The organism is Falsiroseomonas sp. (assembly GCF_030695085.1).
Taxonomy (GTDB): domain Bacteria; phylum Pseudomonadota; class Alphaproteobacteria; order Acetobacterales; family Acetobacteraceae; genus Falsiroseomonas.
This window is the reverse complement of sequence record NZ_JAUYTS010000143.1, coordinates 31,450-50,178: the sequence shown is the minus strand read 5'-3', so window position 1 is coordinate 50,178 and position 18,729 is coordinate 31,450. Positions and strand designations below refer to the sequence as shown.

General features: G+C 69.6%; 17 protein-coding genes. 7 read left to right on the top strand and 10 right to left on the bottom strand.

Annotation, left to right across the window (positions count from 1 at the left end; translation table 11 throughout):
• The 4 genes from topA to Q8S40_RS15490 form a co-directional block, all read right to left on the bottom strand.
• Positions 1-1,916 (bottom strand): type I DNA topoisomerase (topA, locus tag Q8S40_RS15505; protein WP_305671097.1); only part of this gene is annotated, 1,916 nt, incomplete at its 3' end.
• 49 nt (positions 1,917-1,965) lie between these two features.
• Positions 1,966-3,075 (bottom strand): DNA-processing protein DprA, encoded by a 1,110-nt coding sequence (gene dprA, locus Q8S40_RS15500; RefSeq protein ID WP_305671096.1) that lies wholly within the window; start codon positions 3,073-3,075, stop codon positions 1,966-1,968.
• The gene (gene plsY, locus Q8S40_RS15495; protein ID WP_305671095.1) at positions 3,076-3,666 is read right to left on the bottom strand and encodes a glycerol-3-phosphate 1-O-acyltransferase PlsY; all 591 of its coding nucleotides are present in this window, start codon (positions 3,664-3,666) and stop codon (positions 3,076-3,078) included. It lies immediately after the preceding gene.
• Positions 3,663-4,931 carry a dihydroorotase family protein gene (locus Q8S40_RS15490; protein ID WP_305671094.1) on the bottom strand — a complete coding sequence of 423 codons (1,269 nt, stop codon included), beginning with the start codon at positions 4,929-4,931 and terminating at the stop codon, positions 3,663-3,665. Before Q8S40_RS15490 ends, plsY begins: the two co-directional genes overlap by 4 nt.
• 198 nt (positions 4,932-5,129) lie before the next feature.
• On the opposite strand from Q8S40_RS15490, the gene rpmG reads away from it, so the two are divergent.
• A complete protein-coding gene (rpmG, locus tag Q8S40_RS15485) occupies positions 5,130-5,303 on the top strand; it encodes a 50S ribosomal protein L33 (RefSeq protein ID WP_168033295.1) in 174 nt (57 codons plus the stop codon).
• Positions 5,304-5,436: 133 nt separating this feature from the next.
• Here the strand turns inward: rpmG and Q8S40_RS15480 are convergent, their stop codons facing one another.
• Entirely contained in the window at positions 5,437-6,837 is a 1,401-nt protein-coding gene (locus tag Q8S40_RS15480) for a PleD family two-component system response regulator (protein WP_305671093.1), read from the bottom strand.
• 122 nt (positions 6,838-6,959) lie between these two features.
• On the opposite strand from Q8S40_RS15480, the gene Q8S40_RS15475 reads away from it, so the two are divergent.
• Positions 6,960-7,604: a class I SAM-dependent methyltransferase gene (locus Q8S40_RS15475; protein WP_371136841.1), complete on the top strand. Its 645-nt coding sequence runs from the start codon at positions 6,960-6,962 to the stop codon at positions 7,602-7,604.
• Positions 7,605-7,673: 69 nt separating this feature from the next.
• Here the strand turns inward: Q8S40_RS15475 and Q8S40_RS15470 are convergent, their stop codons facing one another.
• From Q8S40_RS15470 to Q8S40_RS15455, 4 genes are all read right to left on the bottom strand, one after another.
• Positions 7,674-8,318, bottom strand: coding sequence for a VOC family protein (locus Q8S40_RS15470; protein WP_304813585.1), 645 nt, complete (start codon positions 8,316-8,318; stop codon positions 7,674-7,676).
• A gap of 1 nt (position 8,319) precedes the next feature.
• A complete protein-coding gene (locus Q8S40_RS15465; RefSeq protein ID WP_305671092.1) occupies positions 8,320-9,018 on the bottom strand; it encodes a glutathione binding-like protein in 699 nt (232 codons plus the stop codon).
• A 103-nt stretch (positions 9,019-9,121) separates the two neighbouring features.
• Positions 9,122-10,201 carry an SMP-30/gluconolactonase/LRE family protein gene (locus Q8S40_RS15460; protein ID WP_304813583.1) on the bottom strand — a complete coding sequence of 360 codons (1,080 nt, stop codon included), beginning with the start codon at positions 10,199-10,201 and terminating at the stop codon, positions 9,122-9,124.
• A 116-nt stretch (positions 10,202-10,317) separates the two neighbouring features.
• The gene (locus tag Q8S40_RS15455) at positions 10,318-11,502 is read right to left on the bottom strand and encodes an alanine--glyoxylate aminotransferase family protein (RefSeq protein WP_305671091.1); all 1,185 of its coding nucleotides are present in this window, start codon (positions 11,500-11,502) and stop codon (positions 10,318-10,320) included.
• 143 nt (positions 11,503-11,645) lie between these two features.
• On the opposite strand from Q8S40_RS15455, the gene Q8S40_RS15450 reads away from it, so the two are divergent.
• The 3 genes from Q8S40_RS15450 (at position 11,646) to Q8S40_RS15440 (ending at position 16,371) form a co-directional block, all read left to right on the top strand.
• Positions 11,646-14,576: an FAD-binding and (Fe-S)-binding domain-containing protein gene (locus Q8S40_RS15450; protein ID WP_305671090.1), complete on the top strand. Its 2,931-nt coding sequence runs from the start codon at positions 11,646-11,648 to the stop codon at positions 14,574-14,576.
• Entirely contained in the window at positions 14,573-15,145 is a 573-nt protein-coding gene (locus tag Q8S40_RS15445; RefSeq protein WP_305671089.1) for a DUF924 family protein, read from the top strand. The genes Q8S40_RS15450 and Q8S40_RS15445 overlap by 4 nt, the downstream gene beginning before the upstream one ends.
• Positions 15,146-15,228: 83 nt before the next feature.
• Positions 15,229-16,371 (top strand): OmpA family protein, encoded by a 1,143-nt coding sequence (locus Q8S40_RS15440; RefSeq protein WP_305671088.1) that lies wholly within the window; start codon positions 15,229-15,231, stop codon positions 16,369-16,371.
• Here Q8S40_RS15440 and Q8S40_RS15435 read toward each other — a convergent pair.
• Positions 16,364-17,302: a hydrogen peroxide-inducible genes activator gene (locus Q8S40_RS15435; RefSeq protein ID WP_305671087.1), complete on the bottom strand. Its 939-nt coding sequence runs from the start codon at positions 17,300-17,302 to the stop codon at positions 16,364-16,366. The two genes, Q8S40_RS15440 and Q8S40_RS15435, sit on opposite strands and share 8 nt — an antisense overlap.
• Positions 17,303-17,418: 116 nt before the next feature.
• Here Q8S40_RS15435 and Q8S40_RS15430 point away from each other — a divergent pair, with 116 nt between their 5' ends.
• The gene (locus Q8S40_RS15430) at positions 17,419-17,994 is read left to right on the top strand and encodes a peroxiredoxin (RefSeq protein ID WP_305671086.1); all 576 of its coding nucleotides are present in this window, start codon (positions 17,419-17,421) and stop codon (positions 17,992-17,994) included.
• Positions 17,995-18,103: 109 nt separating this feature from the next.
• A complete protein-coding gene (locus tag Q8S40_RS15425; protein ID WP_305671085.1) occupies positions 18,104-18,652 on the top strand; it encodes a carboxymuconolactone decarboxylase family protein in 549 nt (182 codons plus the stop codon).
• Positions 18,653-18,729: the final 77 nt, after the last annotated feature.

Below are 18,729 nucleotides of genomic sequence, written 5' to 3'. Positions count from 1 at the left end.
GAGCAGCCGATGAAGGCGCCGGTCCGCCCCAGCCGCAGCCCGAGCCGGCCGCCGGAACAGGCCGGGCAGCCGCGCGGGTCCACGCCATCGGCGCGGGCGGGGAAGAAGTGCGGGCCGAGATCCTCGTCCAGCGCGTCGATGACGTCGCTGATCGTCAGCTCGCTGGTCGCCGCGATGGCCTTGGAGAACTCATCCCAGAAGGCGCGCATCACCTCCCGCCAATCGGCACGGCCGCCGGAGATGTCGTCGAGCTTCTCCTCCAGGCCGGAAGTGAAGCCGGTATCCACATAGCGTTCGAAGAAGGCCATCAGGAAGGCCGTCACCAGCCGCCCGCGATCCTCAGGCACGAAGCGCCGTTTCTCCAACTTCACGTAGTCCCGGTCCTGCAGCACCTGCAGGATGGAGGCGTAGGTGGAGGGGCGGCCGATGCCCAACTCCTCCAGCCGCTTCACCAGGGTCGCCTCGGAAAAGCGCGGCGGCGGCTGGGTGAAGTGCTGCGAAGCGGTAACGGGGCCGGATTTCGCGGCATCGCCTTCCCGCATCGGCGGCAGCGTCTTGCTCTCGTCATCCGGCTCCGGCCCGGCGGTGGCGATGCCGGCGCGGGCATCGGCCGCGCGGTCATCCTCATCCTCCCGGTAAAGCCGGAGAAAACCGTCAAAGGCGATGACGGAGCCAGTGGCGCGCAGCCTGGTGCGGCCGGTGGGCTCCACCAGCTCCACCGCCGTCTGGTCCAGCTCGGCGGATTGCATCTGGCTGGCGACAGCGCGCTTCCAGATCAGCTCATACAGCTTGCGCTGCCGCTCATCGAGGAAGCGGGCCACCTGCTCGGGCGTGCGGGAGACATCCGTTGGCCGGATCGCCTCATGCGCCTCCTGCGCGTTCTTCGCCTTGGAGGAGTATTCGCGCGGCGCGCCCGGCACGTAATCCGGCCCGAAGGCCTCCTTCACATGGTCGCGAATGGCGAACATCGCCTCGCGCGACATCTGCACGCCATCGGTCCGCATATAGGTGATGAGGCCGACGCTCTCGCCGCCGATATCGGTGCCTTCATAAAGCTGCTGCGCCACCCGCATCGCCGCCTGCGCGCCCATGCCGAGCTTGCGCGAGGCCTCCATCTGGAGGGTCGAGGTGGTGAAGGGCGGCGGCGGGTTGCGCTTGCTCCGGCGCTTCTCGACGCTGGCGACGCTGAACTTGCCCGACTCGACCGCGGCCTTGGCGGCCATCGCCGTCGCCTCGTTCGGCAGGTCGAACTGGTCGAGCTTGCGGCCCTCGTGATGCGTCAGCCGCGCGCCGAAGGGGGCACCGGACGGGGTCGCGAAGCGCGCCTCCACCGTCCAGTACTCCCGCGCCCGGAAGGCCTCGATCTCGGCTTCGCGCTCGCAGATCAGCCGCAGCGCGACGGACTGCACCCGGCCGGCGGATCGGCTGCCGGGCAGCTTGCGCCACAGCACGGGGGACAGGTTGAAGCCCACCAGGTAGTCCAGCGCGCGGCGCGCCAGGTAGGCATCGATCAGCGGCACATCCAGGTCGCGCGGATGCGCCACCGCATATTGCACGGCGCGCTTGGTGATCTCGTTGAAGGTGATGCGATGCACCTCGACGCCCTTCAGGACGCCGCGGCGGGCCAGCATGTCCTTCACATGCCAGGAAATGGCCTCCCCTTCCCGATCCGGGTCGGTTGCGAGGTACAGGCGGCGGGCGCCCTTCAGCGACTTGGCGATGGCGGTGATCTGCCGGTCGCCCCGCTCATCCGCCTCCCAGTCCATGGCGAAATCCTCGTCCGGCCGGACGCTGCCATCCTTGGCCGGCAGGTCCCGGACATGGCCGAAGGAGGCGAGGACGGTGAAGTCGCCGCCGAGATACTTGTTGATGGTCTTGGCCTTTGCAGGGCTTTCGACCACGACGACGTCAGTCATTTCTCTCGGTTCGCCTTCGCGCGCTTATCCTGCCCCATCGCCCGGACGGTCAGGTCACTGACCGCACGACCCGGTTGCCAGGCAGGCATTCGACAAGCCCGGACAACTCCAGGTCGAGCAGGATCGCCTGGACGGATGGCGCAGATAGCTGGCAGCGGCGGACCAGATCGTCAACGGCGACCGGCACCGTGCCAATCAATTCAAGAATTTGCGCCGACGATTCGGGCGGTTCCGGGGCGGAAACCGGTGCTGGCGCCTGGTTGGCAGGGCCGGGGGCCATGGAAAACAGCGGCAGTTGCAGCGGCTGGGCGGGCAGATTGGCCAGCACATCCTCGGCATTCTCGGTCAGATGCGCGCCCTGGCGCAGCAGGTCGTTGCCGCCCCGGGCGCGCGGGTCCAGCGGGTTGCCGGGCACCGCGAACAGCTCCCGCCCCGCCTCCAGCGCCAGGCGGGCGGTGATCAGGCTGCCGGAGCGGGGTGCGGCCTCCACCACCACCAGCCCCAGCACCAGCCCGGCGACGATCCGGTTGCGGCGTGGGAAGTGCCGCGCCATCGGGGCGGTGCCGAGCGGCGCCTCGCTGACCACCACCCCGCCTTCCGCCGCGATGCGCGCCTGCAGGCTGGCATTCTCCGGCGGATAGGGTTGGTCCAGCCCACCGGCGACCACCGCCACAGTCCGCCCATGGGCGCCAAGCGCCCCCAGATGCGCCGCCGCATCGATGCCGCGCGCCAGGCCGGAGGTCACCGCGATGCCGCCCATGCAGAGCCCGGCCGCCAGTTCCTCCGCAATGCGCCGGCCGGCGGCGGAGGCCGACCGCGCGCCGACCACGCCGACCTGGCGGCGCTTCAGCACGGCGGCATCGCCCAGCACCGCCAGCACCGGCGGCGGGTCCTCCAGCAAGGCCAGCAGTGGCGGGTAGGCGGGATCGTCCAGGAACAGGAAGGACCCGCTCATCCGGGCCACCGCGATCATCTCGCGCTCGATCTCGGCGACCGGCGGGGCGGTGAAGGCGCGGCCGCTGCGGGCGGCATGCGCTGGCAGCGCGGCCAGTGCGGCGGCGGCGTTGCCATGGCGGGCGATCAGGCGGCGAAAGGTGGCAGGGCCAATGCCCTCGGTGCGCGACAGGCGCAGCCGCGCCAGGGCCTCGGCGGGCGTCACCTATTTCTTCTTGCCGATGCGCGGCTCGGTGCCGGCCAGCAGGCGGCGGATATTGGCGTGGTGGCGGATGGCGATCAGCACCGCGACGCCGGCACAGAACCCGGCCAGCCGCCAATCGCCGGACAGCGCGGCGACAACCGGCGCCAGGGCACAGACGGTCAGCGCGCTGAGCGAGGAAATCCGCGTCAGCGCCGCCATGGCGAGCCAGACCGCCAGCAGCAACAGCCCAAGCCCCGGCTGCGCCGCCAGGATCACCCCCGCCCCGGTGGCAACCCCCTTGCCGCCCTTGAAGCCGAGCCAAACCGGGAAGGTGTGCCCCAGCAGCGCGCAGAACCCGGCCAGCAGCGCCGCATCCTCGCCCCAGATCCAGCGGGCCAGCAGCAGCGCCACCGCGCCCTTCGCCGCATCCAGCACCAGCGTGGCGGCAGCCAGCTTCCTGTTGCCGGTGCGCAGCACATTGGTGGCGCCTATGCTGCCGGAGCCGATGGCGCGCACATCGCCCAGCCCGGCCGCCTTGGTCAGCAGCAACCCATAGGGCACGGAGCCCAGCAGGTAGCCGAGCAGCCCGGCGAGGATCAGGCCGGTATTCACCCGAACACCCTTTGCCCGGCCTTCCAGGTGCCGAGCACCCTGCCCTCCAGCGCCCGCCCGTCGAAGGGCGTGTTCTGCGCCTTGCCCGGCAGTTTGCCTGAGTTCACCTGCCAGCCGCGTTCCAGGCTGAACAGCACCAAATCCGCCGGCGCTCCCTTGGCCAGCCGCCCCGCCTCGATGCCGAGCAGCTTTGCCGGGCGGTCCGTCATCAGGCCCAGCGCCTCCAGCAGCGGCAGCTTGCCGCCATGCACCTGCGCCAGCGTCACCGCCAGCAGCGTGGCCAGGCCCGTCCCGCCAGGTTCCGCCTGGGCGAAGGGCAGGCGCTTGTCATCGGCATCATGCGGCTGGTGGTCCGAGGCGATGGCATCGATGGTGCCATCCGCCAGCGCGGCCACCACCGCCAGCCGGTCGGCCTCCTCCCGCAGCGGGGGGGAGAGCTTGGCATAGGTGCGGTATTCGCCGATCGCCGTCTCGTTCAGGTCGAAATAGGGCGGCGCGGTATCGCAGGTGACGCGCAGGCCCTCGGCCTTGGCGCGCCGGATCGCCTCCAGCGCCGCGGCGGTGCTGACATGGGCGAAATGGACATGGCCGCCGGAAAGCCGGGCGAGCGCGATGTCGCGCTCCACCATCATCGATTCGGCGGCGGGCGGGATGCCGGGCAGGCCCATGCGCGTGGCGCGCTCACCCTCCGTCGCGGCGCCGCCACTGGCCAGCGAAGGCTCCTCCGGGTGCTGCACCACGAAACTGCCGAAGGCGCGGGCGTAGGACAGCGCGAGGCGCATCAGCCGGGCCGGGCCGATGGCCCGCCTGCCATCGGTGAAGGCGACCGCGCCTGCCTCCCGCAGCAGGCCGAATTCCGCGAGATCCTTGCCGGCGCAGCCGCGGGTGGCGGCGCCATAGGGCAGGATGGTCAGGCTGCCGCTCGCCTGTCGAGCCAGGAAGGAAACCAGCGCCGGGTCGTCGATGGCGGGCTGCGTGTCCGGCAGGGCGCAGAGCGTGGTGATGCCGCCCGCCGCCGCGGCCTGGGCGGCGGAGGCGATGGTCTCCCGATGCTCCCCGCCCGGCTCGCCAAGCGCGGCGCGCAGATCGACCAGGCCGGGGGCGAGGCAGGCGCCCTGCACATCCAGGGTCGCCGCGCCATCCGGCACGCCGAGATTGGTGCCGAAATCGGCGATCCGGCCATCGCGCACCAGCAGCGATCCGGGCGCATCGAGCCCCGTGGTGGGGTCCAGCAGGCGGGCATTGAGAAGGACATGGTCGGGCATTGCTGCCGTTATAAACAACGCCGCTGATCCCGCCATGCATGGTCGTGCTGCTTCGTGCGTGGCTGTGCCGAATGGCGCTGCGGCGAAGTGAAGGCTTGACCTGACCGACCGAGGGGCTAGAACGCCCGTCTGAGCCGGGTGGGCCGCAAGGCCCGCCCGCAAAGCGTTTGAACCGTTTCCCGTTCTGGAACCTGTACGATGGCCAAGGCCAATACCATCCTGATCAAGCTGGTGAGCACGGCCGAGCCGTCCACGGGCTATTTCTACGTGACCAAGAAGAACACCCGGAACGCCACCGGCAAGCTCGAGATGAAGAAGTACGACCCGGTCGCCCGGAAGCACGTGCTGTTCCGCGAGTCCAAGATCAAGTAATCCGCCGGGGGGCGCGCCCCCCGCATTGCTGATCGGCTGAGGCCGCGCCGAACCCCAGGGTCCGGCGCGGTTTTTTGCGTTCTGATTGACCCGGCTTCCGATTGCCCCGGCTGGCGCCTGGGCCGTGCGGCCGCTACCGCGTGCCGCGGGCGGCTGCCTTGCCCTGGTCCGCGCTCGGCGGCCAATCCGTCGGCACGGCCGCCTCCACCCGGTTACGGCCGTTGTTCTTGCCGCGATACAGCGCCGCATCGGCCGCGCTCACCACATCATCCGCCTGCGCGCCGATGCCACCCGCGGCGACGCCGATGCTCATGGTGATGTTGAGCGTGACGCCCTCCGCCACGATCGGCACATTGGCGATCGCGGCCCGCAGGCGCTCCGCCACCAGCATCCCATCCTCGGTCGCGGCGCCAGACATCACCACCAGGAATTCCTCCCCGCCATAGCGGGCGACCACATCGGCCGCGCGCAGGTGGCCGCGGACGCGCTCCGCCACCTCCCGCAGCACCACGTCGCCGGCGGCGTGGCCGTGGGTGTCGTTCACCAGCTTGAAGCGGTCCACATCCATCAGCAGCACCGCGGCGCCCGAATTGCGCAGCACGCCTTCCAGATGGCGGCGGACATAGCGGCGGTTGCGCAGCCCGGTCAGCGGGTCCGTGACCGCCATCTCCAGGCTGCGGTCCAGATCGGCGCGCAGCCTTTCCTGGTAGCGCTTGCGCCGGATCTGGTTGCGGACCCGGGCGCGCAGCTCGTTGGGGTCCACCGGGCGGATCACATGGTCGTTGGCGCCCAGGTCGAAGCCGCGCAGCACCAGGGATTTCTGGCCCGGATCGGCCACCAGCAGCACCGGCAGATCCCGCGTATTGGCATGCGCGCGCAGCCGTGAGGCCAGGCGCAACGCATCGCCGCCATCCAGCGACAGGCTCAGCAGCACCACATCGTGCAGCCCGTCCTGCAGGATGTCCCAGGATTCGGCCGGGTCGGCGCAATGCGCCACCTCGATCCCGTCCGCGCCGAGCACCACGCCCAGCGCCTCCGCTTCCGCGGCATCCTCGTTCACGATCAGGGCGCGGGCGCCAGCGACGCTCGGCGATGGGCCGGGCGGTGGTTCGAAGCCCAGGTCGCGGGCGGTTTCCGCACGCAGGCGCCAGGCGTCCAGCACCTGCTTCATGCGCAGCAGCGCGCGCAGCCGGGCGAACAGGGTGGCGTCGTCCACGGGCTTCGAGAGGAAGTCGTCCGCCCCGGCCTCCAGCCCCCGCACGCGCTCCGCCGGGTCGGTCAGCGCGGTGATCATGACCACCGGGATATGGGCGGTTCCGGGCTGCGCCTTCATCCGGCGACAGACCTCGTAGCCATCCATGCCCGGCATCATGACATCGAGAAGAACGACATCGGGCATCCAGCGTTGGACCGTTGTCAGCGCCTCGGGCCCCGAGGCAGCGATCGCCACCTCGTAATACTCGTTGAGCAGCTTGATCTCGAGCAGGCGGAGATTCGCGGCGATGTCATCGACGACGAGGATGCGGGCCGTCATTGCCCGACCAGCCCCGGCCGGATTCGTACGCCCGCGCGCGTCTGGCGACGCGGCGACATTCCGGCTAAACGCTCGGTCGCTGACCTGATGCACATGGTCACAAATCTGTCAAGGAGAAATCAGTGTCAGACATAACCCGAAGCGAATCCGCCACGGCTGGCTCGGCCCCTGGCGGAACCACCCATGGCGGAACCGCCCATCGCGAGGTCGCCAATGCCGGCCTGTTTTTCAAGCGCTGGTTGGCCAACCCGCTGCAAATGGGCTCCATCATCCCGTCATCCGACACGCTATGCCGGCGAATCGCGGCGCTTGTGCGGCGCGCGGAGGACGAGGTGGTGGTGGAACTCGGCGCCGGCACGGGCGTGATCTCCCGCGCCCTGCTCGCCGCCGGCGTGCCGCCGGAGAAGCTGGTGGTGGTCGAGATCGTGCGCGACATGGCCGACCACCTCCGGGCAGCCTTGCCCGGCGTGAACGTCATTTGCGGCGATGCCTTCGAGTTGGCCAAGGCGCTCCCCGAAGCGATGCATGGAAAGGTCGGCACGGCGATCTGCGGTATTCCCCTGGTGCTGCTGCCGCGGGCGGACCAGCAGCGCTTCGTAGATGCGGTGGAGGCGGTGGCCCCTGGCAAAGGTTTCCTCCTGTACACCTACTGCATCACCTCGCCACTGCCTTACCGCGCTCTCGGCCTGACAGCGAAGCGCGAGGTCTGGACCCCGATGAACTTCCCGCCGGCCAGTGTCTGGCACTACCAGCCTGCCCGGTCGTGAACCGCACCGCAATGTCTGAGCAAGAAAGTGGCGCCAGGCGGCCGTGGAAGCTGGCCCGCCCTGGTGCCCTCAGCCGCTGCTGAGGGCCACTTCCGTGCCGTCCGGCCGCGCAATCCGCGCCACCAGGCGCGGATGCGGGCTGCGGCGGACCTTCAGCGCCTCCTCCAGCCCACGCTGGCGCAGCGCCTCGCGCAATTGTTCGGCATCGGGATACTCGGCCTCCAGCGCCACCAGCTTGCAGCCGGATTTCTTCAGCCGCGGTGCGGCACCCTTGCCGTCATCCCATTGGATCAGCGGCGGAATCAGGTTGCGCATGTCCTGGCGCTGCGGCGGGAAGGCCATGCGCCAGGACAGGTCGCCGCGCGACCAGGCCTTCACTTCACCGGCCTGGCTGGCGCCGAGGCGGGTGACCACCGCATCCAGCACCGGCGTGCGGGCGACCCAGGCCAGCAGATGCGGCCCGGCCTCCAGCATCATCGCCACCGCCGGATCATCCAGGTCGAAGGGCCGGGCCTGGGTGGGCTGCGGCTGCTCGGGATCGGCGGCGATCACCTCCAGGTAGCATTGCGGCCCCAGGCTCAGCAGCATGTTGTGCGTACCGATGCCGGGATGCGCGCCGCCCTTGGTGGGGCGGACGCCAAGCTGCGCCTCGATATAGTCGGCGCCTTCCTCAAGCGTGCGGGCACCGATGACGATGTGGTCGATCTCGGCCATCTCAGCGGGCCTGGAACTGGGTATTGCCGAACAGCACTTCGCGCTCCTTGTCGGACATGGCGCCGACTCGTTGATTTTCCGCCAGCACCTGTACGCCGCGCTGCACGGCGGGCCGTGCGGCGATGGCGTCGTGCCAGCGTTGCAGATTGGGGAATTCGGCCAGGTCGATGTTCCGGCGGGCCGGGTTGCGTATCCAGGGGAAGGTGGCGATGTCGGCGATCGAATACACCTCCCCCGCCAGCCATTCTGCCTCCCCCAGCCGCTTGTCCAGCACGCGGTGCAGCCGCCCCACCTCCTTCGCGTAGCGCGCCTTGGCATAGGGCACGTCTTCCGGCGCATAGGCATGGAAATGGCCGTATTGGCCGAACATCGGGCCGACTCCGCCCATCTGGAACATCAGCCATTCCAGCGCCCGATAGCGCCCGGCCCCATCGGCGGGCAACAGCCGGCCCGTCTTCTCCGCCAGGTAGATCAGGATCGCGCCCGATTCGAACAGGGTCAGCGGCTTTCCGCCCGGCCCATCAGGATCGACGATGGCGGGGATGCGGTGGTTCGGCGTGATGGCCAGGAAGTCCGGCTTGAACTGCTCCCCGGCACCGATGTTCACCGGCACCACCGTATAGGGCAGGCCGAGCTCCTCCAGCGCGATATGCACCTTGTGGCCATTCGGCGTCGGCCAGGTCCAGACCTCGATCGGCATGCGGCAGCTTCCCCACGATCCTGTCTCGCAGGGTGAGCCGGCCGCGGCGGGCTGGCAAGGCGCCGCCGCGAACCCTAACCAATTGGGAAGCAAGCCTGGAGCCTCAGCAGAAATGCGCGCCGCGGGTCTCCACCGGCACCACGTACAGCGACTGGCTGGCGCACATGAACAGCCGGTTCCGGCGGGTGCCGCCGAAGCAGATATTGGCGCAGATCTCGGGCAGGCGAATCTGGCCGATGCGGGCGCCATCGGGGGCGAAGACATGCACCCCGTCATAGCCATCGCCGACCCAGCCCATGGCGCCCCAGACGTTGCCCGCCTCGTCGCAGCGCAGGCCATCGACCATGCCGGTGCGGCCATCCAGCGTCATCTCGGCGAAGGTGCGCGGATTGCGCAGGCGGGGGCCGTCCACGTCATAGGCCCAGATGATGCTGCGCGCCTCGGGGTAGTGGCTGCGGCCGGTATCCGCCACATACAGGGTGCGGTAGTCGGGCGAGAAGCACAGGCCGTTCGGCTTGAACACGTCATCGGCCACCTTCGCCACCTGGCCGGATTGCGCGTCGATCCGGTAGATCGCCTCCTTGATGAAGGGGCGCGGAGACTGCGCGGATTCGGGCACGCGGTTGCCCTCGTAATCCATCAGCCCGCCATAGCCCGGGTCGGTGAACCACAGCGCGCCATCCTCGGGGTGCACCACGCCATCATTCGGCGCGTTGAAGGCGCCATCCGGGCCCCGATCTGCCAGCACCGTGACGCGGCCATCGGGTTCGTAGCGCACCACGTCGCGGTGGAAATGGCGGAAGGCGATCTGCCTTCCCTCACGGTCGAAGGTATTGCCGTTGGAATAGCCGGAGGGGCTGCGGAAGCGGCGATGGGTGGTCAGGTCTTCCTCAACCAGGCGCAGGCATTCATCGTTCGGAATGTCCGACCAGATCAGGAAGCGGCCATTGGCGTGCCAGGCCGGGCCTTCGGCCCAGCCCATGCCGGTGTGCAGGCGGGTGATCGCGGAATTGCCGAGCCGCGCGGTGAAGCGCTGCGGGTCGATGGCAATGATGTCGGGGTCCGGGTAGCGCTGCGGCTGGGCGTTCGGGCCGAAGCTGCGCTGCGCGGCGGCAGGCGTCGCGGCGAGTGCGGCCGCCGCGCCGAGCAGGGCGCGGCGCGACGGGTCGGGGGACCGGTTCATGCTGTTTCCTCCATTGGCCCTGTTCGGGCGGCCGGAGGATGGCATGCGGCCAAGGCGGGGGCGCAACCCTGGCGTGCATCCTATCGCAGGCGTGATGACCGCGTCAGGCCCGCGCTTCAGGCATTCCCGCCGAGATAGTCCATCGCCACCTGCACGCCGCCGGCCTGGTGCGGCACGCCGGCCGCGCGCAGCCCCATCTCCACCCCGCCGAGGGCGCCCACCATCTGCAACGGCGAAATGTCGCCCAGATGGCCGATGCGGAAGACGCGGTCGTTCAACTGGCCGAGGCCATTGCCCAGCGACATGTTGAACTTCTCCAGGATCGTGGCGCGCAGCGCATTGGCGCTGTGGCCCTCCGGCAGGCGCACCGCGGTCAGCACGCTGGAGAAATGCCGCGGGTCCTGGCACTGCACCTCCAGCCCCCAATGACGGACGGCGCGGCGGGTGGCTTCCGCCATGCGGTCGTGGCGCGCGAAGACGTTGTCCAGCCCCTCCTCCAGCAGCATGTCGCAGGCGGTGTCCAGCGCGTAGAGCATGTTGGTCGCCGGCGTGTAGGGAAAGTAGCCTGTGGCATTCGCCGCCAGCATCGGCTTCCAGTCCCAGAAGCTGCGCGTCAGCTTGGCAGATTCGCTGGCCTTGATCGCCTTGGCGCTGATCGCGTTGAAGGACAGGCCAGGCGGCAGCATCAGCCCCTTCTGGCTGCCGGATACGGTGACATCGACGCCCCATTCATCATGCCGGTAATCCATCGAGCCGAGGCCCGAGATCGTGTCCACCAGCAGCAGCGCCGGGTGGCCGGCGGCATCGATGGCGGCGCGCACTTCCGCGATGCGCGATGTGGCACCGGTGCTGGTTTCGTTGTGCACGACGCAGACGGCCTTGATGGCGTGGCCCTTGTCGTCGCGCAGCTTGCGCTCGATCGCCTCCACATCGGCGCCGCGGCGCCAGTCGGTCTTGACGAAATCCGCGACGATGCCGAGGCGCTCCGCCATCTCGTTCCACAGATGCGCGAACCAGCCGGTCTCGCACATCACCACGCGGTCACCGGGCGAGAGGGTGTTGACCAGCGCCGCCTCCCACGCCCCGGTTCCGGAAGCGGGGTAGATCACCACATGCGACTGCGTCTTGAAGATCGCCTTCGTCTTCTCCAGCACCTGGGCGCCGAGCTTGCCGAAATCCGGCCCGCGATGGTCCATCGTCGGGTGGTCCATGGCGCGCAGGATGCGATCCGGTACGTTGGACGGGCCGGGGATCTGCAGGAAATGGCGGCCGGAATTGGGCTTGGACTGGAAATAGGCCATGGGTCTTGGCTCCCTCTCTGGCCCGATAGCTAGCCGCAGACCATGCTGGCTGCCAATGAGTAAGCCTTGTTGGATTGATGAGATTTATAGATGACCGTCGACGCGGGCTCCGCGGTAGAGAACGGCCGGAGGAGAGCCCCAGCATGAATGCCAGCACCGGAATCGCGAATAGCCGCCTCGCCCAGCGCCTGAAGCGGGAGACGGAGGGGGAGGTGCTGTTCTCCCCGGGCGATCGCGGCCGCTATGCGACGGATGCCTCGATCTACCAGCAGATGCCGGTGGGCGTGCTGGTGCCGCGCAGCGCGGCGGATGTGGCCGCCGCCATGGCGATCTGCCGGGAGGAAGGCGTGCCCGTGCTGCCGCGCGGCGGTGGCACCAGCCAATGCGGCCAGACGGTGAACCGTGCGCTGGTGCTGGACTGTAGCCCGCATCTGCGCCGGGTGCTGTCCGTGGAGGGCGATACCGCGACGGTCGAGCCCGGCATCACCTTGGGCGCGTTGAATGCTGCGCTGAAGGAGTCCGGCAAATTCTATCCGGTGGATCCCTCCACCTGGCAGCGCTGCACCATCGGCGGCATGGCGGGGAATAATTCCTGCGGCAGCAAATCCATCCGCTACGGGCTGATGGCCGATAATGTCCGCGCCATCGATGCGATCATCGCCGATGGCACGCGCTTCCGCTTCGGCGATATCCCGGAAAATCTCGGCCCGGACGTGCCCGGCTCCGTCGCCGATCTTGTCGCGAAGCTGCGCGCCATCGGGGCGCGGGAGGCGGAGGAGGTGGCGGCCCGCTTCCCGGACCAGCTCCGCCGCGTCGGCGGCTACAACCTGGATGCGCTGACGCCGGCCGGCCGCGCCGCGGGGCGTGGCAGCCTGGCGCGGCTGCTGGTGGGCAGCGAGGGGACGCTGGCCTTCTCGGCCTCGCTCGACCTCAAGCTGTGGCCGATCAAGCCGCGCAAGGCGCTTGGCATCTGCCAGTTCCCCAGCTTCCGGCAGGCCATGGCGGCCTCCCAGCATCTGGTGACGCTGGACCCGGAGGCGGTGGAGCTGGTCGATCGCACCATGATCGACCTCGGCCGCTCCATCCCGATCTACCGCGACACTATCGACCAGATCCTGATCGGCGAACCCGACAGCCTGCTGATCGTGGAATTCCACGGCCATGACGATGCCACCCTGCTGCAAGGGCTGGACCGGCTGGAGGAGATGATGGGCGATCTCGGCCTGCCCGGCCAGGTGGTGCGCATCACCGATGCCGGTTTCCAGGCCCGCGTCGCGGAAGTGCGCGAGGCCGGTCTCAACATCATGATGAGCATGAAGGGCGACGGCAAACCCGTGTCCTTCATCGAGGATTGCGCCGTCCCGCTCGCCGACCTCGCCGACTACACCGAGCGCCTGAACGACGTTTTTGCAAGACACGGCACCAAGGGCACCTGGTACGCCCATGCCAGCGTCGGCTGCCTGCATGTCCGCCCCGTGCTGAACATGAAGGCGGGCGAGGACGTGACGAAGATGCGCGCCATCGCGGAGGAGTGCTTCGCCCTCGTCCGTGAATACAAGGGCAGCCATTCCGGCGAGCATGGCGACGGCATTGTCCGCTCCGAATTCCACGAGCCGATGTTCGGCGCCCGCATCGTCAAGGCGTTCGAGGCGGTGAAGGACGCCTTCGATCCGGGCACCGCCGAACTGCCGCACGGCCTGCTGAACCCCAACCGCGTGGTGCATCCGCCGCGCATGGATGACCGCACGCTGTTCCGCTACGGGCCGGATTACGCGGCCGATCCGTCGGTGACGCCGGCGCTCGACTGGTCCGCCTGGTCGGGTCCACAGGGCAACGGTCCGCAAGGCGGCCTGCTGAGCGCCGTCGAGATGTGCAACAACAACGGCACCTGCCGGAAATTCGATGCCGGCTCCATGTGCCCCTCCTACCGCGCCACGCGGCAGGAACAGCACCTGACGCGCGGCCGTGCGAACACCTTGCGGCTGGCGCTGACCGGGCAGCTCGGCGCCGATGGCCTCGCCTCCGATGACGTCGCGGAGGCGATGGCGCTGTGCGTGGGCTGCAAGGCCTGCAAGCGCGAATGCCCGACCGGCGTCGACATGGCCCAGATGAAGATCGAGGCCGCGCACGCCCGCGGCCGCGCGCGCGGCGTGGCGCTGCGTGACCGGCTGATCGCCGAGATGCCGCGCTGGGCACCCTTTGCCGCCATCGCGCCTCTCCTGTTCAACGCGCGTGACCTGATCCCCGGCATGGCCAGGCTGACGGAACGCCTGACCGGCCTCGCCGCCGGCCGCACCCTGCCCCGTTTCCGCGCTGACGCCTTCCACGATGCGGAGCTACGTGCCCCGGATGGCCGCGCCAACGAAGTCATCCTGCTGCCCGATTTGTTCAACCGCTATTTCGAGCCGGAGAATCTGCGCGCCGCCATCCGCGTGCTGCGCGCCGCCGGCGCCGATCCGGCGGTGGCGCGCCCGCCGCGTGGCGCGCGCCCGCTGGATGATGGCCGCACCTACCTCGCCGCCGGCATGGTCGAGCAGGCCCGCGCCGAAGCCCAGCGAACCCTGACGGCGCTTGCGGCCTGGGACAGCCCGGTGCTGGGGCTCGAGCCCTCCTGCCTGCTGACCCTGCGTGACGAATTCCTGTCACTCCTCCCCGGCGAGCCGGCCCAGAAGCTGGCCGCCCGCGCCATGCTGGTTTCCGAATGGCTGGCCCGGACCAAGGCGCCGCTGAAGCTCAAGTCGATCGGGGCGGAGGCGCATATCCATGGCCATTGCCACCAGAAGGCGGTGGGCGACTTCCCCGCCGCGGTGGCTGCGCTGACGCGCATCCCCGGCCTGAAGGTCACGCCCATCACCTCCTCCTGCTGCGGCATGGCAGGCGCCTTCGGCTATGATTCGGAAAAGCTGCCCACCTCCATCGCCATGGCCGAGCTTTCGCTGCTCCCGCATATCCGCCGCACGGCGCCCAGCGCGCTGATCGTCGCCGATGGCACATCCTGCCGTCATCAGATCGGCGACCTTGCGAAGCGCCCGGCGTTGCACTCCATACGACTGCTGGATATGGCCCTGACATGACACACCCCGCCGCGATCCTGGACTTCTGGTTCAGCGAAGGCCCAGGCACCTTCCGCAAGGCCTGGTTCGCCAAGGACGACACCTTCGATGCGAGCATCCGCGCCAACTTCGGCGATCTTCTGGTCCCGGCGCGCGAAGCCGCCCTCGATGGCTGGGCTGACACGCCCGAGGGCGCGCTGGCGCTGCTGATCGTGCTGGACCAGTTCCCACGCAACCTGCATCGCGGCCGCGCCGAGGCCTTCGCCTCGGACCCGCATGGCCGGACCATCGCGCGGCGAGCGGTGCTGGACCGCAAGCAGGACCTCGCTCTGCACCCCGTGCAGCGCGGCTTCATGTACCTGCCCTTCGAGCATGGCGAGACGCTGGCCGACCAGGATCTGTCCGTGGCGCTGTTCGAGGGGCTGCGCGATGTCCCCGGCATGGCGGCGCCGGAGGGCGTCATCGACTATGCCTGGCGCCATCGCGTCGTGATCCAGCGCTTCGGCCGCTTCCCGCATCGCAACGCCGCCTTGGGGCGCGAAAGCACGCCGGCGGAACAGGACTGGCTCGCGGCGGGCGGCGGTTTCTAAAATCTATTTCGCTTGTCTCATGAATCGGCCATGTTGCGGGCGATGAGCGGGCGGGGACGGCGATGATGCAGACTGGTCGGGCGATGCTACTCGGGTTCGCCGCCTTGGCCATGCCGGACGCGGCCACCGCACAGCCCCGGCCCGCCCTCGCCCAGACCCCACCCGGCTTCTACGCCGCTGCCGGGATCGGGGTGAACCAGCCGCAATCGGCCGATGTCACGAGCAGTGGCGCCATCCAGCCCATCGCCGGCGGCCGCGGCACCGCGCGGTTCGAGCCGATGGCGATGGGCGTCGTCGCGCTCGGCTACGGTTTCGGAAACGGTATCCGCGTGGAGCTGGAGGGCAGCCTGCGCGCCAATGCGGTGGACCGCGCCAGCGCCGGGCCGGGCATCGCCCCGGTCACCAGCAGCCAGGGGCAGCTCTGGAACTGGGGGCTGATGGCCAATGCGCTGGTCGATGTCGATCTCGGCGCCGAATGGATCCAGCCCTATTTCGGCGTCGGCCTCGGCTATGTCTGGTCCGAGGTGAAGGATTTCCGGGTGGCCAGCGCCGGCCAGCGCCTGGCGGTGGATGGCACGGAGGGCAGCCTGGCCTACCAGGCCATCGCCGGCGCCGCCTTCCCGATCAGCGCTGTGCCGGGCCTGTCGGCCACCGCGGAATACCGCTTCCTGGGCACCATGGAGCAGGATTTCGCCGCCAACCTGTTCACCACGGGCCGCCGCCGCACCGCGCCCACCGCCGGGCGCGTGGAGGTCAGCCCCTATCACCATGCGGTGCTGTTCGGCCTGCGCTACTCGCTCGGCAGCACCGGGGAACCGGCGCCCGCCGCGCCACAGATGGCCTTCGCCCCGCCGCCGATCGCAGCCCCCCCGCCCATCGCCGCGGCGCCGGCCCCCGTCACCCGCAGCTTCATCATCTATTTCGGCCTGAACAGCGCGAGCCTGACCGCCCGCGCCCGGCAGATCGTCGCCGAGGCGGCCCAGGCCGCGCAGAGCGGCAGCGCGGTGATCGAGGTGGGTGGCCACACGGATACGGTCGGTAGCGCGACGGCGAATATGCGCCTGTCACGCCGCAGGGCGGAGGCTGTGGCCACCGAATTGCGTCGCCGGGGCGTCAGCCGCGACAGCATCGCCATCACCGCCCACGGCCAAACCCAGCTTGCGGTCGCCACACGCAATGGGGTGCAGGAGCCGCGCAACCGGCGGGTGGAGATCGTCGTCAGGTAGCGCCCGGCTCCAGCGCCGCCGCCACGGTCGGCGCCAGCCCGGCGAATTCGGCCGCGCGCGGGCTGCGCGGGCGCCAGGCGAGCGCCAGCATCCGCCCCGGCGCCGCAGCGCCATCCAGCCGGCGCACCTCCACCGGACTGTTGCCCAGCACGCCGCCATCGATCGCCAGTTGCGGCAGCAGCGTCACGCCCAGATTGCCGGCGACCATCTGCACCAGCGTGTGCAGGCTGGTGGCGGCGAAGCCCTCCTCGCCGGAGTGGGCCAGGCCGCGCGGCAGGCCGCAGGCAGCCTCCGCATGGGCGCGCAGGCAGTGGCCATCCTCCAGCAGCAGCAGCCGTTCCCCGGAAAGCGCCCCGACCGGCACCGAGTCGCGGTCGGCCAGATGGTGCCCGCGCGGCAGGGCGACACGGAACGGATCTTCCGCCAGCGGCAGCGTCTCCATCGTGCCCGCGGCCGGCAGGGCCAGCAGCAGCAGGTCGAGCCGCCCGGCCTCCAGCCCCGCCACCAGCCGGTCCGTCAGATCCTCCCGCAGCCAGAGCCGCAGGCGGGGATAGGCGGCGCGCAGCGCGGGCATCAGCCGCGGCAGCAGGAAGGGGCCGATGGTCGGGATCACACCGAGCCGCAGCGGGCCGGAATGCGGGTCCCGCGCCATCGCCGCCGTTTCCGCCACTGCCTCCAGCGCCGCGAGCGCCGTGCGGGCGCGGGCGACGAGCTCGAGGCCAAGCGGGGTGAAGACCGGGCGCTTCACCGAGGTGCCACGCTCCAGCAACCCCGCCGCCAATTGCCGTTCCAGCGCGATCAGCCCGGCCGAGAGGGTGGATTGCGTGACGGCGCAGGCCGCCGCCGCCCGGCCGAAATGCCCGTGATCGGCGAGCGCCACCAGGTAGCGAAGCTGCTGTGGGCTGGGCAGGTGGGGGGTGGGCAGGAGCATGATCGATAAAACCGATTGAAACCTGGAAAACTATTCATTGGCACGCTTTGCTGCACTGCGCCATAGAAGCGCCGTGGCGGCGCAAGCCGCGAAAATCCTCCCCAGGAGTCCACCGCATGCTGACCGTTGGCGACAAGTTCCCGGCCTTCAAGCTCACCGCCGTCAAGGGCGGCAAGGAAGGCCTGCTCGGCCCGGGCAAGTCCTTCACCGAGATCACGGAGACGACGGATGCCGGCAAGTGGAAGGTCGTGTTCTTCTGGCCGAAGGACTTCACCTTCATCTGCCCGACCGAGATCGCCGCCTTCGGCAAGCTGAACGGCGAGTTCTCCGACCGTGACACCGTGCTGTACGGCGCCTCGACCGACAGCGAGTTCGTGCACCTGAACTGGCGCGTCTACAACGAGGACATCCGAAACCTCGAAATCCCGATGCTGGCCGACACCAAGCGCGAGCTGTCCGAGGCGCTCGGCATCCTCGACAAGAACGAGGGCGTGCCGCTGCGTGCGACCTTCATCGTCGACCCCGAGGGCACGATCCAGTGGGCCGCCGTGAACGGCCTGAATGTCGGCCGCAACCCGCAGGAAGTGCTGCGCGTGCTCGACGCGTTGCAGACCGATGAGCTGTGCCCCTGCAACTGGGAGAAGGGCAAGGATGTCCTGAAGCCGCAGGAACTGTTCGAAAAGGCCGCCTGAGGCCCTTCGGCCGCGGCGCCCACCGCTTGCGGCCGACCCGATGCTCCCCCGACCCTCCGCGCCCACGGCGCGGGGGGTGTTTGATGCGCCAGATGCAAGGCAGCCCCCCATGTCCCTCGAAGCCATCCGCGCCCGCCTGCCCGACTATGCCAAGGACCTGAAGCTGAACCTCGGCTCGCTGGCCACCGAGCCGGTGCTGAACCAGCAGCAGCGCGCCGGCACCTTCGTCGCCTCCGCCATCGCCAGCCGCAACGCGGAGCTGACCGCCGCGCTGGTCGCCGAATTCGGCGCGCAGCTTTCGCCGGAGGCACTGACCGCCGCCAAGGCCGCGGCCGCGATCATGGGCATGAACAACGTCTACTACCGCTTCACCCACCTGGTGGGCGGCGACTACGCCAACATGCCGGCCAAGCTGCGCATGAACGTCATGGCCAAGCCGGGCGTCGACAAGGCGGATTTCGAGCTCTGGTCGCTTGCCGTCTCCGCCATCAATGGCTGCGGCATGTGCATGGAAAGCCACGAGAAGATCGTGCTGCATGGCGGCCTGAGCAAGGAACAGGTGCAGGCCGCGGTCCGCATCGCCGCCGTGGTGCACGCCACCGCCGCGACGCTGGACGCGGAGGACGCCGTGGCGAACGAGGTCCGCGCCGCCGCCTGAGCCGCCGCACCGCGCCGCGGTCGCGGCGCGGGCCCTCCGCATACGGTTTCGTAAGACCCGCGCCGCTAGATTGCGGC